Origin of the sequence: Streptomyces sp. NPDC015532, assembly GCF_043078065.1 — a bacterium.
GTDB lineage: Bacteria > Actinomycetota > Actinomycetes > Streptomycetales > Streptomycetaceae > Streptomyces.
Map to the genome: position 1 here is coordinate 190,652 of NZ_JBIBSY010000015.1, position 16,733 is coordinate 207,384.

Annotated in this window: 15 protein-coding genes; 8 read left to right on the forward strand and 7 right to left on the reverse strand. The window is 69.2% G+C overall.

The features are described from left to right. Positions 1 to 34: 34 nt before the first annotated feature. A complete protein-coding gene (locus ACF07B_RS34305) occupies positions 35 to 478 on the reverse strand; it encodes an ATP-binding protein (protein ID WP_392181801.1) in 444 nt (147 codons plus the stop codon). A 979-nt stretch (positions 479 to 1,457) separates the two neighbouring features. After that, positions 1,458 to 1,904 carry a nitroreductase family deazaflavin-dependent oxidoreductase gene (locus ACF07B_RS34310; protein WP_392181802.1) on the reverse strand — a complete coding sequence of 149 codons (447 nt, stop codon included), beginning with the start codon at positions 1,902 to 1,904 and terminating at the stop codon, positions 1,458 to 1,460. 217 nt (positions 1,905 to 2,121) lie between these two features. Here ACF07B_RS34310 and ACF07B_RS34315 point away from each other — a divergent pair, with 217 nt between their 5' ends. The 3 genes from ACF07B_RS34315 (at position 2,122) to ACF07B_RS34325 (ending at position 4,742) form a co-directional block, all read left to right on the forward strand. Next, entirely contained in the window at positions 2,122 to 3,210 is a 1,089-nt protein-coding gene (locus ACF07B_RS34315; protein ID WP_392181803.1) for a PP2C family protein-serine/threonine phosphatase, read from the forward strand. A gap of 34 nt (positions 3,211 to 3,244) precedes the next feature. After that, positions 3,245 to 3,781, forward strand: a complete 537-nt coding sequence (locus tag ACF07B_RS34320) for a MarR family winged helix-turn-helix transcriptional regulator (protein WP_392181804.1) — start codon at positions 3,245 to 3,247, stop codon at positions 3,779 to 3,781. A 262-nt stretch (positions 3,782 to 4,043) separates the two neighbouring features. Next, complete coding sequence (locus ACF07B_RS34325; protein WP_392181805.1) at positions 4,044 to 4,742, forward strand: hypothetical protein; 699 nt, start codon at positions 4,044 to 4,046, stop codon at positions 4,740 to 4,742. On the opposite strand, the gene ACF07B_RS34330 is transcribed toward ACF07B_RS34325, so the two are convergent. Continuing rightward, positions 4,743 to 5,483 carry a DUF4142 domain-containing protein gene (locus ACF07B_RS34330; protein ID WP_365736555.1) on the reverse strand — a complete coding sequence of 247 codons (741 nt, stop codon included), beginning with the start codon at positions 5,481 to 5,483 and terminating at the stop codon, positions 4,743 to 4,745. A 353-nt stretch (positions 5,484 to 5,836) separates the two neighbouring features. Here ACF07B_RS34330 and ACF07B_RS34335 point away from each other — a divergent pair, with 353 nt between their 5' ends. After that, on the forward strand, positions 5,837 to 7,060 hold the full coding sequence (locus ACF07B_RS34335) for a permease (protein ID WP_392181842.1): 1,224 nt from the start codon (positions 5,837 to 5,839) through the stop codon (positions 7,058 to 7,060). 341 nt (positions 7,061 to 7,401) lie between these two features. Here the strand turns inward: ACF07B_RS34335 and ACF07B_RS34340 are convergent, their stop codons facing one another. Then, a complete protein-coding gene (locus tag ACF07B_RS34340) occupies positions 7,402 to 7,644 on the reverse strand; it encodes a hypothetical protein (RefSeq protein WP_392181806.1) in 243 nt (80 codons plus the stop codon). 121 nt (positions 7,645 to 7,765) lie between these two features. Then, positions 7,766 to 9,445 (reverse strand): chloride channel protein, encoded by a 1,680-nt coding sequence (locus ACF07B_RS34345; RefSeq protein WP_392181843.1) that lies wholly within the window; start codon positions 9,443 to 9,445, stop codon positions 7,766 to 7,768. Between the two features lie 722 nt (positions 9,446 to 10,167). Between ACF07B_RS34345 and ACF07B_RS34350 the strand changes: the two genes are divergently transcribed. Then, positions 10,168 to 10,803: a uracil-DNA glycosylase gene (locus tag ACF07B_RS34350; RefSeq protein ID WP_392181807.1), complete on the forward strand. Its 636-nt coding sequence runs from the start codon at positions 10,168 to 10,170 to the stop codon at positions 10,801 to 10,803. A 189-nt stretch (positions 10,804 to 10,992) separates the two neighbouring features. Here ACF07B_RS34350 and ACF07B_RS34355 read toward each other — a convergent pair whose 3' ends face one another. Next, complete coding sequence (locus ACF07B_RS34355; protein WP_392181808.1) at positions 10,993 to 12,141, reverse strand: lactonase family protein; 1,149 nt, start codon at positions 12,139 to 12,141, stop codon at positions 10,993 to 10,995. Between the two features lie 419 nt (positions 12,142 to 12,560). On the opposite strand from ACF07B_RS34355, the gene ACF07B_RS34360 reads away from it, so the two are divergent. Then, entirely contained in the window at positions 12,561 to 13,277 is a 717-nt protein-coding gene (locus ACF07B_RS34360; RefSeq protein ID WP_392181809.1) for a flavodoxin family protein, read from the forward strand. A gap of 470 nt (positions 13,278 to 13,747) precedes the next feature. On the opposite strand, the gene ACF07B_RS34365 is transcribed toward ACF07B_RS34360, so the two are convergent. Next, entirely contained in the window at positions 13,748 to 14,278 is a 531-nt protein-coding gene (locus tag ACF07B_RS34365) for a TerD family protein (RefSeq protein WP_392181810.1), read from the reverse strand. 244 nt (positions 14,279 to 14,522) lie between these two features. Between ACF07B_RS34365 and ACF07B_RS34370 the strand changes: the two genes are divergently transcribed. Both ACF07B_RS34370 and ACF07B_RS34375 read left to right on the forward strand, forming a co-directional pair. Next, the gene (locus ACF07B_RS34370; protein ID WP_392181811.1) at positions 14,523 to 15,158 is read left to right on the forward strand and encodes an LmeA family phospholipid-binding protein; all 636 of its coding nucleotides are present in this window, start codon (positions 14,523 to 14,525) and stop codon (positions 15,156 to 15,158) included. A gap of 487 nt (positions 15,159 to 15,645) precedes the next feature. Beyond that, a complete protein-coding gene (locus ACF07B_RS34375; protein ID WP_392181812.1) occupies positions 15,646 to 16,683 on the forward strand; it encodes a hypothetical protein in 1,038 nt (345 codons plus the stop codon). Positions 16,684 to 16,733: the final 50 nt, after the last annotated feature.

Sequence of the window (16,733 nt, forward strand, 5' to 3'; positions counted from 1 at the left end):
GCGGGGCTGGTCTGACTGGCGAAACCCGGGCGGGCTATGCGGTGATTGTGAGGACGATGTCCGCGGTGATGCGCTTGCCGAGGGGTGTCCGCTCCACGGTGACGGTCTGGGCGAGGGCTGTGACGATCTCCAGGCCGTGCTGGCCGATGCGTTTCGGGTCCGGGGCCTTGGCGGCCGGTGCGACGGGATTGCTGTCCCAGAGTTCGACCTGCAGCATGGCGCCGCTGATCCGCAGACGCAGAAGAGCGGGCCCTGGGGCGTATTTGCGGGCATTGGTGACCAGTTCGCTGACGATCAGCTGGGCGTTCTCCACCGCCCTGGTCGCCACCGGGATGCCATGATCGTCTCGGGCCTGCACCAGGAAGGCCACGGCCAGATCGCGTGCCTCGGCTATGCGGGAGCCGTCGTTGTCCAGCGCGAGCGACGTCTCCAGCACAGAGGCCGCCGTCCCGACGTCGTCCCGGCTCGATTCATTCATTTCTACCGGCGTCCATCCCCCCAGCACCTGCCCTCCAGGCGTGCCCCGCGTGGGCACGCCGACGTCTTCGGCCTTCACCCCACGCGGGATGCGGGCGACGGTGTGTCCGCGGACGCCGGGCCGGGCGGGAAGGCTGTCTCCGTGGATGGGTCGTCGGGGGCGTCCTCGGGCTGCTGCGAGGTGGCGTCCGCAGACCTGTCGGACGGAGCGTCCGAACTCGTCGGCAAGCAGGAGGCGGTTTTCAGGAGCGCGAGGATCGCGGCAACCGTGACGAGGGCGCGGGCGACGCGTCGGCGCCTTGCCCGGCCGTCCATGTCCCTCCAGGCCGGACCTCGCCAGGGCTCCTCCGGCTGCCACAGCTCGCCGACCGCGTCCGGCAGGTGCTGCCGGGACCCCGAATCGGCCGCCCAGCTCAGATTCCTGCATTCCGTCGGCCACCGAGTGGCGTCCGCCTCCAGTGGAGCACGATGGTCGGGCGTTGCCCTCTGAAAGGCGGAAGGTTCCTCAGGCGCGGAGGCCAGGATGGCGTGCTCGCCGTCATTGAGGAACTTTTGCCACACCTCGTCCGCGAAGGAAGGAGCGTCTTCCCCTTCGTTCGGCGTTGTGTCGCAGTCCGGCTCTCGATCGGCCACGGCCCCCTCTTCTCCTCATGCGGCGGATTCCATTCTGAGACCCAACGGGCTCGGTATCGAGGCCTTTCGACGTCGCCAGGGATCTTGCCGCGTTGCCTGATCGATGAGTTGGGCAAAATGTCAAGCATGTGAGGGTTGCCAACGGCCCGCTGGTGGGGGCCATCCGACGGCCGGCGCCTTGCCCGTGCCGGGGAATCGTGCCGTCGTCACTCCTGGACGCCAGGCGGCAGCAGGCCGTCGGATCGGCCCCCGAAACAGATCATTGCACAGTGCAAAATGTGCTGCTCATGCTTTCGGACTGTTTCGAGAGGTGGCGGAGCGGTCGACCCCTCCGTACGCCGCGCCGCTCACGGCAGCCGGGGCCGGGCCTCGTCCAGCCGCACGAACGGGATGGCCCGGCCCGCGTCACGGAACGAGGCCTCACTCCCGTCCGACGGCAGCTTCATGAACGCGCACAGTCGGCGTGCAGTCCGGGGGTGCCGCCGTCCGTAGCGCGCCATGATGTCGGCTCCGTCGTCCGCGCTGAGGAAGTGGGCGGTGACGGCGTGGTGCCGGTTGCCGAACTGGATGACGGTCTTCGGCTCCGCGCGCAGATTCCGGTACCAGTCCGAGCGCGTTCCGAAGCCTGAGGCCACGATCCAGCTGCCGGCGTTCGACTCGTACGCCACTACTTCGAGTACCACCCGCCGGTCGAGCCCGGTGGCGCGGCCGGTGTGGTGCAGCAGGAGCAGCCGCCCGCCGAAAGCCGGCCCCAGTCCCATGCGGAAGAGAAGGATCGGCAGCCGTGCGGCCATGCGTCGCCATCCGGCCGGGGGTGGTGGTCGCCGGGGGTCGGCCTGAGGCATGTTCACCCTTCCCGGGGGACTGGAGCGACGGATCCCGGCTTCGATTGGGTAAAGGGTCGAGCCGGAGTCGCTTGACCTGAGAAACCTTTGCATAGTCTAAAGGAAGGGGCTCCTGCCGTGCCTGTGGAAGGCGGCTCTCGATCGTTGCGACACCGTGGAGAACGTCATGACCGTGAACAGGGCGACGTCCGGTTTCCCTGTGCTGTCCTGGATGCCGGTGGCCGCGATGGGCGTCGTGGCCACCGCTGATGTCGTCGCCGGACCGGGAGTGGGCTTTCTGCCTCTGGTCTCGCTCGGGCCGGCGTTCGCCGGGCTGGTCGGCGGCTGGCGGCGGACGGCGCTGATCGGCGCGATCGCTCTGGTGCTGTGCGTCGGACTCGGCCTGTACGACGGGCTGTTCGAGGAGCGCCGGGGGTTCACCGCGATGGCGTCCGTGGCGGGCGTCACCGTTGCCGGCATCGCGGCGGCCGTCATGCGCGGCCGACGCGAGGTGGAGCTGGCCAATGTGCGCTCGATCGCGGAAGTGGCTCAGCGGGTGCTGCTCCGGCCGGTGCCACGGACCGCAGGGCCGCTGCAGGCTGCGGTGTCCTACACCTCCGCCGTGGCGGAGGCGCGCATCGGTGGCGACCTGTACGAAGTGGTCGCCTCGCCGCACGGCGTGCGGGTGATCGTCGGTGATGTGCAGGGCAAAGGTCTGGCCGCGGTGGAGACGGCGGCCGTGGTGCTGGGCGCCTTCCGGGAGGCCGCGCATGACGAGTCCGACCTGGTCGGACTCGGCGAACGCCTGGAGCGCAGCGTGGCCCGGGAGCTGGAAGGTGAGAAGTTCGTCACCGCCGTGCTCGCCGAGATCGGCTCGGACCGTGAGGTCGTCTTCCTCAACTACGGCCATCCGGCGCCGATGGTCGTACGTCAGGACGGGTCTGTGGACTTTCCGCAGCCACCCTCCTACGCGCTTCCGCTGGGTCTGGGCGCACACGGGGTCGAGGGGCCAAGACCGCATCGGGTGGCTTTCGCCCCCGGCGAGCAGCTGCTGCTGTTCACCGACGGCGTCTCCGAGGCCCGCGACGAGGGGAACTCGTTCTATCCCCTTGGTGAGCGTGCGCACCTTCTCAAGGATGCCGACGCGCACGGCGCCCTGGACGCCTTGCGGGAGGACCTGATGCGGCATGCTGCCGGACCGCCCCACGACGACGCTGCCATGCTGCTGCTCCGGTATCACGGTCATGGGGAAGGAAAATCTACTCCCGGCGGGTAAGTGGGTGGTGACTTCGGCACGGTAGAAAGGACGCATGCCGGAGCGAGAGACCCCTGCTGGGGCCATGGATGATGTCGATGCTGTGACGAGGGCGGTACTGACCGCGACACGGCTGCTGGTTGCGGTCTCGGCCCGCTCCCTCACCGAGGTCGAGGAGCGAGTCACTCTCCCGCAGTTCCGGATGCTCGTCGTGCTGTCCGCGCGTGGTGCCACCAAGCTGGTCGCCCTGGCCGAGCTGCTCCAGGTCGCGCCCTCCACCGCCATGCGCATGGTCGACCGGCTCATCACGGCCGGGCTGGCCGACCGGCAGACCAATCCCGAGAACCGGCGCGAGACGCTGCTGCGGCTCACGGATGAAGGGCGCAGGACCGTCGAGGACGTCACCGCCAGGCGCCGAGGCGAAATCGCCGCGATCGTGGAACGGCTCGCTCCGCGGCAGAGAGTGGCCCTCGTCGAGGCACTCGCCGCCTTCAACGAGGCAGGGGGAGAACCTCCGGCCCCAGCGGCGGACGATCCGGAGCCGCATCCGCTCGGCTGGGTTATCGACGCCGAAGCGGCGCACGACTCCTGACGTGCATGACGAACCGGCGTCGGTATCCCGACGACGCCCTGCCTGACTTCTCTGCGGCCGGATCATTTTGCATAATGCAAGAGAATGGTGAACGGGCGTCCACTGGTGCCGGTCCGGCAATGCGGCCGCGTCCGGGCGCGTGCAGGACCGGAGGCTCCCGGGCCCGGGACATGCGGCTGCTGCCGGAAAAGGGACGACGCTGGGGGACGGGACACGTATGCGCCGACTGCATCATTTCCCGCCCGTGACGGAGCCACGTCTCATGGCGCACCTTCGGACGACGGTGTGGGGACCCGCCGAGTTCGTCGGCCTGCCTCCTTGGTGGCTGCTCGGGGAGGGACTCCTTGCCGGAACCCTCGGGGCCCTGGCGATCGTCGGTACGGGAGCCGTCGGCGCCTGGACCGGTGCGTCCGCAATGGCCGACGGTGAGGCGGGCCTGGTGTGTGCCGCAGCCCTCGTGCTCTATCTGGTCCTCGTGCGGGCTGGGCGCGCGCTGGTCGGCATCGTCGCGGTGCTCGGCGTGTGTCTGGCGCTCCATGCTCCGCAAGCCGCGGCGGCCGTCGTTCTGGCCGGTCAGGGGCGTGAGCAGTCCGTTGTTGTCACATCTGTCGACGGCGGGAGTCAGGCGGCACCCGGCAGCGGCCGCCACCTCTGCTCGGTGGCCGACCAGGACGGTGTAGCGCTCGAGGTCCGCATCTGGCGGGGCTGCGGCCGGACCACCCGGCCCGGGGACGCGCTCGCCCTCGTCTACGACCCCGAGGGGCGGGTGCCGCCGCGTGGAGTGGAGGCAGGGTCGGTGACCGGCCCGCTCCGTGATCTGGCCGCCCTGGCCGCTGCGCTCGTCGCCGGTTGCGTGGTCGCGGTCGTACGCTCCTACCGCCTCACGCATGCGGTCTCGACCACGGCGCGGCCCTGCGCCGATGCGGCCGTGCGAAATCGGAACACGATCGACTCCCGGTGATCAGCCCGTTGTCGGGGTCGGTGTCGGAGCAGCCGTGTGCACGTTCAGGTCCGGACGCGCTTTGAGGACCAGGACGGGTGCTCCCGGCTGGGGCGGCGGCGGAGTCAGCTGGGCCTGGGGAAGTTTCGGCGGACTGGTCTGCTGGAAGTTGGCCTGGTCGAAGTTGACCAGGCCGGTCTTCTCCAGCACGGTGATGTGATCGAGAACGGTGTCGTTGGCCAGGTCGGCCAGTTGGCGCACCAGGGTGTTCTCGGTGCTCGCGCGGATCTTGGCGATGACGGGGAAGATCTGCCCGTGGGTCACGCGCATGATGTTGACCGCGGTGGAGTCGAACTCGTTCCCGGTCTTCGAGTCGGCGGTCGCCACGAACTGTTGCTGTTGCGGGGTCGCCTGGTTGGGCAGGGCGATGTTGAGCTCGGGGGCGATCTTTCGGCACAGTTCGTCGAGCCCGGCGTGGCCGACGATCAGGTGCGCGCCGGCTTCCTTCACGGCCGCTGTCGTGCCCTTCTGCATCGCGATCTCGCCGAGGGGGTACTCCCACAACCCGGCCGAGCGGACCTTGACCACGAAATCCCGGTCGGCCTCGGTCAGCGGGCCGAACCGGGTGTTGGCGATGATGCGCGTCGTGGACGTGGTCGTGGTCTGTACTCCGAGCATCGCGGGGTACACGAGGGCCGCGAGGGTCAGGCTCAGCGCACCGCCTACGAAGACGGTCCCCAGCCGGTTGCGTGATTTGGACATGCTGCCTCCAGACACGAACGGTTCCGTATGCCAGGAAGTACGGACGGGTCGGCCCGATCCATCATTGCTCTGCGCAAAATTTGCACTGTGCTATGTGTTGTGCGTCACACGCGTCAGGGGCTGTGGTTCAGGGAAGGGTGATCGCCCGGAAGTGATGAAGAAGGAGCCTCCGGACGGGTAGGCGCAGCTGACTCCGATGACAGGCTCTGTCCGCTCCATCTGGCTATTCCCGACGAGAAACGGCGGAGGGGTATGACCGAACGTGCCGCGCGGCCGGACGCGGAAGCGACGCTCGAATCGCGCAACGTGGTCATGGCGAACTGCGGTGCCCGCCCGGGAAGGCTTCAAGGATGATCCACGCCGTACTGCACGCTCTGTCGATCACCGGATCCATGACCTGGGAGATCACCTGGGCCCTGATCCTGGGCTTCGCACTGTCCGCCGTGGTCCAAGCCGTCGTGCGCAAGTCCACCGTCGCCTCCCTGCTCGGAGACAACCGCCCGCGCACGCTCACGGTCGCCGCCGGTCTCGGCGCCGCCTCTTCGTCGTGCTCGTACGCCGCCGTGGCCCTGGCGCGCTCACTGTTCCGCAAGGGCGCGAACTTCACCGCCGCCATGGCCTTCGAGATCGCCTCCACCAACCTGGTCGTCGAACTCGGCGTCATCCTCGCCCTGCTGATGGGCTGGCAGTTCACCGCGGCGGAATTCGTCGGCGGCCCCATCATGATCGTCGTCCTGGCGGTGCTGTTCCGCCTTTTCCTTCGCGAGGGGCTTCTGCGCCAGGCGCGGGATCAGTCCGAACGGGGACTCACCGGTTCCATGGAGGGGCACGCAGCCATGGACATGTCCGTACCCGGCGAGGGGTCCTTCGTCCGCCGCTTGGTGTCCCGCGAGGGCTTCACGTCGACAAGCCACGTCTTTGTCATGGAGTGGGCGGCGATCCTGCGGGATCTGGTGATCGGTCTCCTCATCGCCGGAGCCATCGCCGCCTGGGTGCCGGACTCCTTCTGGCAGACGTTCTTCTTCGACGGCCACCCTCTGGCCGCAAAACTGTGGGGTCCGGTCGTCGGCCCGCTGGTCGCGATCGCCTCGTTCGTCTGCTCGATCGGCAACGTACCGCTGGCGGTGGTGTTGTGGACCGGGGGCATCAGCTTCGGCGGCGTCGTCGCGTTCATCTTCGCCGATCTGCTGATCCTGCCGATCTTGAACATCTACCGGAAGTACTACGGCGCGAAGATGGCCCTCTTCCTCCTCGGCACGTTCTATCTCGCCACCGTCGTGGCGGGCTACATCGTGGAGTTCGCCTTCGGGGGCCTGGGCCTCATCCCCGACCAGGCTGATGCGAAGATCCCGACGGAGGGCGTCACCTGGAACTACACGACCTTTCTGAACATCGCCTTCCTCATCCTCGCGGCCGCCCTCCTCATCAGGTTCTTCCGCACCGGCGGCAGGGACATGCTTCGCATGATGGGCGGCGCGCCCGGCAGCGGCCGTGACGGGCACGGTGCCGCCCACGCCGGCCGCGCAGGGCAGAGCGGCGAAGCGGCACGCCGGGACGGGCGTCATGGCCATCAATGAGCGCGGCACGGGCCTGGCTCACCTAGGGATCGACGCGGGGCCGACCGACACCCGCAGGATATGAATGACCCCATGCGGGCGGCCCGGCCCGTTGCGGCCCGGAGGCCCTGCACAGCCGGCCGCCGCCAGGCTCGACAACGAGCAAGACGTACGGGGCTGCCCGCGAAAGCCGTGGAGAGCCGTTTTTCGACCAATCGCTGGACGGCGCTGCGGCAGGTGTCATCGCCGCCCACCGCTGCGGGCTGCCGGCGAGCGGCGCGGCCAACTGTCATCGCAGCCTCTGACGTTGCAGTCCACCCGTCGGTCGAACTTGCATGGGCGCCCGCCGGGCGACGCGTCCTTCAGATTTCGTGGAGACGTGCGGACGAGACGCGCCCTGGCCGCATGATGCGGATCTTGCGGCCTTCGCAGGCGGGGCATTGGGGAGACGTGAGGGGCGAGGGCACGCGGCTGCCATCGAGGTGGTAGACGGCGGAGATCCGGGCGTGCTCGTCCATGGCCACGTCTATCTCGTACGCGCTCTCCCAGCCGTACCCGCAGTCGAGGCACGCGAACGAGTAAGCGCGGTGAACGTGTGAATGCATGGTTCACCTCTCTCGGGCGGTCTTCCGGACAGGTCACCCCACCCATCTTTGCACAGTGCAAAATACTCTGATGGACGCCGAGCGGACCCTGACGGCTGTCTTGGTTCCGTCGGCCGCTCCCTCACACGGCTGTGTGCACGGCCCGCAGTGCGCTCTGGTGGCTGAGCCAGCCGACCGGCTTGCCGTGCTCGGGATCCAGGACCGGCACCCCGGTTCCCCCTGCCGAGAGCAGGGCGTGCAGAGCCTGCCCGAGGGGCTGGTCCGTCGTGACGGGCGTGGGCGGCTCAGCGAGATGCCCGACCGTTGTCGGTGCTGCCTCCGGCTCTTCCGCGAGAGCCTCGGCCACTGATTGAGCCGTGACGGTGCCGACGTACTGTCCGGCGCCGTCGACGACCGGGAGCGCGCCGTGGCCGGAGAGGCTCAGCAACTCGGCGGCGTCGCCGAGTGCCGTGGACGCCGGGAGCGCAGAGGGCAGCGGGTCCATGACGCTGCCGACTTGCTGAGTGCTGATCTGCGCACCACGGGCGGGGCCCTCGAGGTCGACGCCGCGTCGGCGCAACTTGAGCGTGTAGATGGTGTCGTGGGACATCAGGCGGCTGGTGACGGTGGCCAGCACGACCGCGAGCATCAGCGGCAGGATGATCGAGTACTCGCCGGTCAGCTCGAAGAGGATCACCACGGCGGTGATCGGCGCCCGGGAGGCGCCGGCGAAGACGGCACCCATGCCGACCAGGGCGTACGCGCCCACAGCGCCAGCGATGTGTGGCAGCAGATCGTGTACGGCGGCGCCGTACACCGAGCCGAGCATGGCGCCAATGAACAAGCTGGGGGCGAAGACCCCGCCCGAGCCGCCGATGCCGATGGTGAGACTCGTCGCCAGCATCTTGCCGATCAGCAGCAGGAGCAGGAAGCCGATCGCGTAACCGCCCTCGGTGGCCTTCTGCAGCACCGGATAGCCGACCCCGTACATCTCCGGCAGGGCCAGCAGTACCAACCCTAGAGCGAGTCCGCCGACAGCCGGGCGCAGCCATTCCGGCCCACGCCAGGCCCAGTCGCAGGCGTCCTCGATCAGGTACAGCACCCGGGAGAATCCCACCCCGGCGATGGCGGCGACGACGCCGAGCAGGGCGAACAGGCCGTACTGGGCGACGTGGGCGACGTGGAAAGGTGGCAGGTCGAGGAAGGCCACGTCGCCGAAGGCGGCACGCCCGATGACGCTGGCGGTCACGCTGGCCAGGACGGTCGCACCGAACGCCTCCGCGCTGAAGGTGCCCAGAATCAGTTCCATGGCGAAGAAGACGCCGGCGAGCGGCGCGTTGAAGGTCGCGGCGATGCCGCCTGCCGCGCCGCAGGCGACGAGGAGCTTCAGTCGCCCCTCGGTGAGCCTCGCCAGTCGCCCGAGGGTCGAGCCGAGCGCGGAACCGATCTGCACGATCGGTCCCTCACGGCCCACCGAGCCACCCGAACCGATGGTCAAGGCTGAGGCGAGCGTCTTGACGATCGCGACCTTCGGGCTGATCCGCCCGCCGCGCTGCGCTACGGACAGCATCACCTCGGGCACGCCGTGTCCGCGCGCTTCCTTCGCGAACCGGTTGACCAGCGGGCCGTACAACAGTCCGCCGATGACCGGCGCCAGGAGGACGAAGTAGCGGCCGAGCCAGGGTGCGTGCGGGTTGGCGGCGCCCGGCGAGGCCGCGTAATCCATGTGCCCGGAGAACAGGTGCGTGAACGTCTCGATGCACCACCGAAAGACGATCGAGCCGGCACCGGCGCCGGCGCCGACCGTCACCGCCAGCGCCATCAGTCCCCAGGGAGCGGTGCGGAGTCCCGTGGGACGCAGAGAGGGCCTGGCGAATCCCGTGTCCGTGCCGAGGGTCCGCTCGCCCTGCCGGACCGCCTGTGTGGTGCCCATTCCTTCCCCTTCCTTACTTTTGCATTATGCAAAGTATGCCAGGGCTCGCTGGCGCGGGGCTGCCTCTCGGGTTGCAGGGGCGTACAGGTCCGCCCCTGGTCAGCTTTGGCCGGAGGCGCTTGCTGCCCCCCACGTGCGTCGCGGCCTACGACTCCGTTGCACATCAGCCGTATCCGGAACTCGCCGCAGAGCAGACTGATCACGGCCGACTGGTCGAGGGCGCCGGGCAATTGCTCGTTCCCGGCGTCCGTGCTCGCGTGCCATCCGATTGCTCTTTCCCAGCCCGTGCCCGTCGCAGGGGCGCTGTGAGACGGGGAGGTCTCGCCGGTTGCAGGGCGCGCTTGCATCAACCGTCCGTGGAACCTGGCGGGAACGCAGGGCCGAGTCCGCGGCGTAATGCCGATCGGGCCCGGAGGGAGGCCGGCCCAGAAGCTCGAAATCTCGCCGTTCGGCGATCACCTCGCCTGGGTGCGGCAGGAAACGATCTGAGTCGCCAGGCTGGCTGGAGCCGAAGCCTGTGACAGGTCCGATCGAAGAGTGTCAGACGCGCCGGTTAGGGTCCCTGCGAAGCGAAGCTGCCGGCGAGCGTTGGAGGAAGTATGGCCAGACGGATGCGTGAAGAGGCGTTCCAGGCGGAGCAGGAGCAAGAGCGCTACGCCCCCCACGTCCGTCCGGTCAACGAGATGGTGGATGCCTTGCGTGAGCCGGAAGGACGCGGCTGGATGCCTTACGTCGCGCCGTGGCACGGAGGAGCGGAGGCTCGCGTCCTGTCCATTCTGCGAGACCCGGGCCCCAAGACGCTGGACGGAACAGGCTCGGGATTCCTCTGCGTGGAGAACGATGATCCGACAGCGGAGCTTCAGGCCCAGATCTTTGAGGAAGCCGGGATCGCTCCGCATGACGTCACTCCCTGGAACGCCTATCCCTGGTACATCAACCGCGCGCCGAAAGCAGCTGAGCTCCAGGCCGGAGCCAAGGTTCTGGAGCAGTTGCTGGGGTTGATGCCAAGGGCCGAGGTAGTGCTCCTCCAAGGTAACGAAGCGCAGGACGTGTGGCGGCGCCTGCTCAAGGCCCACCCGGATGCTGTCCGTGGCCGCACCCTGGAAGTCGTCAGCACCTACCACCCGGGGAAGCAAGCTCTCTTTGTAAGGGACCAGGACGAACGCGCCCGCCGCGCACAGCACCGAATCGACTCCTACCAGAAAGTCGGTGAAGCCCTCCGCGAGAGGGCGGCCGTGCAGCCGTAGGGCTCAACGATGCCGAAGAGCCCAAGTCCGGCGAGGCCATACTCTCGGATCACGACGGCAAGATCGCGTGTGTCATCGTGCAACGCCAATGCGGGACCTGCAGACCCAGAGATGCGGTGGATTGGCGCCAGGAGGCTGCGGCCCCGCTTGGTGGGCGGGGCCGCGGTCTTGTGCCGTGCGTGTGGCCGGTCAGGGGGCGACGATGCCTTCGCCGCCGACGGCTCCCGGTACGGTCCGGGAGCCAAGCGGGGTGAGTGAGCCGTCGTGGTTGACCGCGAACTCGTCGACGATGCCGTTGACCCCTGTCTGGACGTAGAGGTAGTGCCCGTCCGGGGTGGTCGCGGCGTCGACGGTGCCGGGGTCGGTGGGTGTGTTGCCCAGGGGAGTCAGTCGGCGGCCGTGGTCGGAGGCGCGGAAGCCGCTGAGGGTCGAGCTGCCCGCGTTGGAGGCGTAGAGAAGGCTGCGGGCGGCGACGATCCAGCAGGTGGCCGACTGGCCGGTGGGCGCGAATGCCTCCTGCGATGCGGTGCCGTCGCGGTGGATGGTGAAGGTCGCGACGGCGTTCGTCCCGGCCTCGGCCAGGAACAGGCCGTGGCGGCCGTTGGGGACGAAGGCGAAGGGCACGGCGCCCGGCAGATTCGTGGTGACCGGGGAATGGGCCGGTGCGCCGGAGCGGTTCAGGTTGAACACCAGGAGGTTGCTGCCGTTCGCCTTGGTGGTGACGACGAGCTGGGAACCGTCGCCGGTGAAGCCCACCTGCCCCGGGGTGTTGGTGAACTGGGGCGTGGCGTTCGGGTCGAGCCCCAGACTGCGGTTCCGTCCGGCCTCCTTGTGCAGGCGGCCGTGATCGACCGTGTAGCCCTGGATCGACCCGCCGTTCAGGGCGTTGAGCACGTACACGTCGTCGTCGTGCACGGCGATGCTCACCGGGAAACGGCCGCCGGAGCGGACGACCTGCCGCAGTGCCAGGCGGTCGCCGTCGACCGAGAACACGGAGACGGTGTCGCTGCCCGCGTTGACGGCATACAGCAGGGCGTGGCGCGGGTCGTAGGTCAGGGAGCCCTGCGAGGCGAGGTGGTCGGCGACCGACCCGGCCAGCACGCCCCCGAGACCGCGCGTGTCGTAGGTGCGGGCCTGGGTCAGCCGCCCGTTCTCCGCACGCCGGTAGGCGACGATCTGGTTGCCCGCCGGATTGTCGGTCTGGACGAAGACCGCATGGTGGCCGCCGCGGTCGTGCCCGCCGCCACCGTGTGCCGCAGCGGGCACGGACGGGGTGCATACGGCTGCTGTGGCGAGCGCGGTCGCGACGGCCATGCCGATGCGAGTGATCTTCTGCACGATGTTCTGCCTCCAGGAAGGACCGGGATCGACGTCTCGCTGGAGGCCTGCGTCCCTGGTCGAGCCAGATTCGGGCACCGTGGGCCGCGAGCGGAGACGACATGGACGAGGGCCGTGGTGGGCGCGCGCGACGCGGACAGCGTCTCCGCGCGTGAGCAACCACTACTCCTCGCCGACAAGATATGTGATGATTTGTCAGAATTCTTGGAGGTGCTGCGTTTCGGCGCTGCCGGGGTCGTGACGTGGTCGCTGCTGCCGTCCCGCGGGTCCCCCCAGGTCTTCCAGCGTCGACACTTCAGCGCTCCGTCCGGGCGGCCCGCACCGTGCTTGCACGTCTGGCCCAGCCCGCGGGCGTCAGCGGGCCCCGCCTGGTGAAGTGGACAGGACTCCATGCCCGCCCGACGACGGAAGGCGCACCCATGCCGGACACGGCGACCTCGTACACCGACCTGCGCGCCCTGATCATCAACTGCACGCTCAAGCGTTCACCCGAGCGCAGCCATACCCAGGGCCTGATCGACGTCAGCCGCGGCATCATGGAGCGCCAGGGCATCGCGGTCGACGTCGTCCGTGCCGTGGACCACGACATCGCCACCGGCGTCTGGCCCGACATGACCGAACACGGCTGGGAAAGCGACGAATGGCCAGTCCTGTACAGCCAGGTGATGGCCGCGGACATCCTGATCATCGCGGGACCGATCTGGCTGGGCGACAACTCCTCCGTGACGAAGCAAGTCATCGAACGCTTGTACGCCTGCTCCTCGCTGCTCAACGAGGCCGGCCAGTACGCGTACTACGGCCGGGTGGGCGGCTGCTTGATCACCGGCAACGAGGACGGCGTCAAGCACTGCGCGATGAACGTGCTCTACAGCCTCCAGCACCTCGGCTACACCATCCCGCCGCAGGCCGATGCCGGCTGGATCGGCGAGGCGGGGCCCGGCCCGTCCTATCTCGACCCGGGTTCCGGCGGACCGCAGAACGAGTTCACCAACCGCAACACCACCTTCATGACATGGAACCTGCTTCACCTCGCCCGGATGCTCAAGAACGCCGGCGGCATCCCCGCGCACGGCAACCAGCGATCCGAGTGGGACGCGGGCTGCCGCTTCGACTTCGAGAACCCCGAGCACCGCTGACCGTGCCGACCCGTACGCGTGTCCCCGCGGGCGTGTGCGCGGGCATCGCGGCCCGCCCGGTCCGTGTCCGGGCGTCGGGCGGGGTCCACCGGACCGGCGCGCTGGCGTTGTTGTTCACGTCGGCGTGCGCGGGCGCCGTATCCCTGGCGTTCTCGAGCAGGATCGCCGCGACCTGGCGGCGGCTGGAGCGGTCCTCTTCGAAACCCCGTTCCGCGGCCAACGCGGCCGTCCCGCCCGTGGTCGCGCCACCCAGCACACCCACGGTCCATGCGACGAGCAGCAGCCGCGCCTAGACCGGGTCACTCGTGCGCCGCAGCGGGCTGCGCCGCCACCGCCTCGCACGCAGCGTCACGCCCCGTCCGGACCTCATCGCCATTGGGTCGACACCCCTTACGAACAGCAGCGCTCTTGCGTGGTGCTGTCCGGATCCGTAAGCAAAGCGGCCGATCGTCGAAAGTCCCGGGGAGCGCTCAATGCTGCGGGCTGCCCATCTCCGCGGTGAAGACCACCGGGTCGCTGTCGAAGCCCCGGATCATCTCCCGCATCTCCCAAACTCCAGCGGAGTCCCGGGCGAACTCGGCCACCGTCGCGGCCGTGGCATCGGCGACCCGGGCGAGGTCGTCCGCGATCAGCTGCCGGTATCCCTCGACGACGACCACCCCTGCGTTGGAGATGTCGCCGAACGTGCGGGGGCCGCCGTCCTGGTGGATGGCCACCCCGACCACCACCCGCCCGTACGAGGGTGAGAGCCGGTCCAACTCCAGGACCATCACCTCGACGAACCCGAAGCCCATGCCGGTCTGGCTGTGCCGGCTCATGTTGATGGTGCCGTCCGGCGACCGGCTGTCATAGTGCACGACATACGCCGGCCGCCCGTAAGGGGCGTCCGCCGGATACGTCGTCGCGATGATGTCGAGGTGCCGAGGCGGCTCCCCGTACGGACTCGGATCCCACTTCAGCCGCACCTCGACCTTGCCGAGCCCCTGGCCTCCGCCACTCACCTTGCAGCTCCCCCTCAGGACCACCGCGAGACCTTCCCGCACGTTCAAGTATGTTCCCCTGACGCCCCTTTGACGCATCCTTGGCGGTCAACATCCGACGCAGACCCAGGTCCGACCTGCCGGTCGCGTATGCCGCGAACCCGTAGCCCCACTCCACCAGGCTGTCGCACGAGCCGCGTGCCGTGCATGATCGGTTCCCGAACTGGCCGTGTGCAGCCGAGGTTGGAACTACGGGGAACTCAACATGAGACGTCGCTGGGTGAAGGTCCTCGCGATCACGGTGGTGGCGCTGGCCGTACTCTTCACCATCGCGGACCGAGTCGCCGTGTGCGGCTACCCGAACACCACCGACGGCCACCTCAACGTGTGGGTCGAAGGATTCCCCTTCTTGTCTCAGGCACCCGGCCAGACATTCGCCCGCGTCAAGCTGACAGCGCGGCAGTTCACCATCGACACCACGAACAACGCTCAGGGCGGCTACCTGCCCGTCAAGCAGCTCCAACTCGACCTGCATGGCGTGCAGGTGACCTCCCTCACCGCACGCAGCGCCGAGGCGAACCTCGCCACAGGCACACTGACCCTCTCGTACGAAGCACTGTCCGGCGTGGTCACCCGACTGGCGGGCAACGGCGGCCCCATCCACATCTCACAGGCCCCGGGCTCGACCGGGCAGGCCGCGCAGCTCAAGATCACGGGCACCGTCGGCGAGCGGGAACTGAACAGCACGGGCACACTGCTCGCCCAGGGAACGGAGATCTCCCTGAACCTCCCCGCTGCGGAACAGCCCACGGCCACCTGGCGGGTTCAACTCCCCGAAAACGTGGACTTCACCGAGGCGCGTGCCACTTCGGACAGAGGGGTCTGGCGCACGATCGGGTGACATCTTGAACTGGCTCACCCGTCACTCACGCACAGTGCGCATCCAAGCTCATGATCCGCCAACTATCCCTCTCAAGATCCGCCACCAAAAATTCTCCACACTCTCCTGACCTGCACGGCTCGAACCATGATCCGCCAACTAAAATTCTCGGTCACACCCGAGACTCCGCGACGGCCCCCGTCCGCCGGCACGGTGGGAATCATGCCCAGCGCGGGCGCAGTCCATGAACCACATTTCACGGTCGGCCGGACGCCCGGGCGCGGGCGGCCGACGCCGGCCGGAGCGTGCGCTCCCGGCGCGGGGCGCTGGGAGCCTGTACCGCCGGCGCGAGGTCGAGCGGAGCGTGCGCTCCCGGCGCTGCCACGCCCCCTGCCGCTCGGACATCACACGATCGGATCCGGCGGAAAAGCAGACCCACCCCGGATGAATTGCGGTCAAAGCCTGGCATCACCTTCGCCGGAGGGCGCCGGATTGGAACCATCCCCGCATGCCTCTCCCCCGGGCCCCGCACAGGGCTCTCCTCCTCTGCGTCGCCGCGGCGACGCTCGCCGCCTGTTCCGCGTCCGGCTCCGGCTCCGCGGACCGGTCGCCGGGTGCGGCGGGGGCCGTCCGTTCGGGCACCGCGTCTCCGTCCGCCGCCGCGGACTCACCGCGGTCCGTGGTGACCTTCGCCGGGGCGACACCGCTGGGGGCCGACGCCGCGCGCCGGACCGCGGACCGTATGCGGGCGCGGGCCAAGGCGCTGGGACTCCAGGACGTGCGCGTCGAGACGCGCGACGGAGGGGTCGACGTCACGGGCCGCACCGCCGACGAGAAGCGTCTGACCGGGCTGGGCACGTCCGGGCGCCTCGGTTTCCGTGCCGTCCTGGCCGAGGAGACGGTCGGCGCGGCTCCGACTCCGACTCCGACGCCTTCGTCCAGCGCCGACCCCGCGCGGGGTCGTGCCGTCACCGACGGTCTGCTTCCCCGTGCCGCCGGGTCGGCGAGCGCGAGCGCCGGGCCGGCTCCGGCCGAGGGGGGCGCCCAGGACGCGGCGCTCCAGGCGCGCTACGCGGCGCTGGGCTGCTCGGCACAGGAGAGGGCGGCGACAGAGCGGAAGGCCCGCGCGGAGGACTCCGTCGTCGCCTGCGGAACCGACGGCGGCGGATCCGGATCGCGCACCAAGTTCATCCTGGGGCCGACGGCGGTGGACGGGGCTCATGTGGCCTCGGCCAAGGCGGTGCTCGGCCGGCAGACCGGGGGCTGGCTCGTGCGGCTGCGCTTCGACTCGGTCGGCGCCCGGGAGTTCGCCGCCCTGACGGGGGGCCTGTCCGTGAACACACCGCCGCAGAACCAGATGGCCATCGTGCTGGACGGTGCCGTGATCTCGGCCCCGTCCGTCAACCAGCAGCTCGGCGGCGGTACGGCCGAGATCTCCGGAAGCTTCACCCGGGAGTCGGCCGAGCGGCTCGCCGTCACCCTCGGCTCGGGCGCGCTCCCGGCTCCCGTGACCGTCACCGGCGTGACCCGGCTCCCGCACGGCTAAGGGGCGTGGCCCGGGCGGGCTCGGTCGTACGGCGTGCTCATCACCGAAAA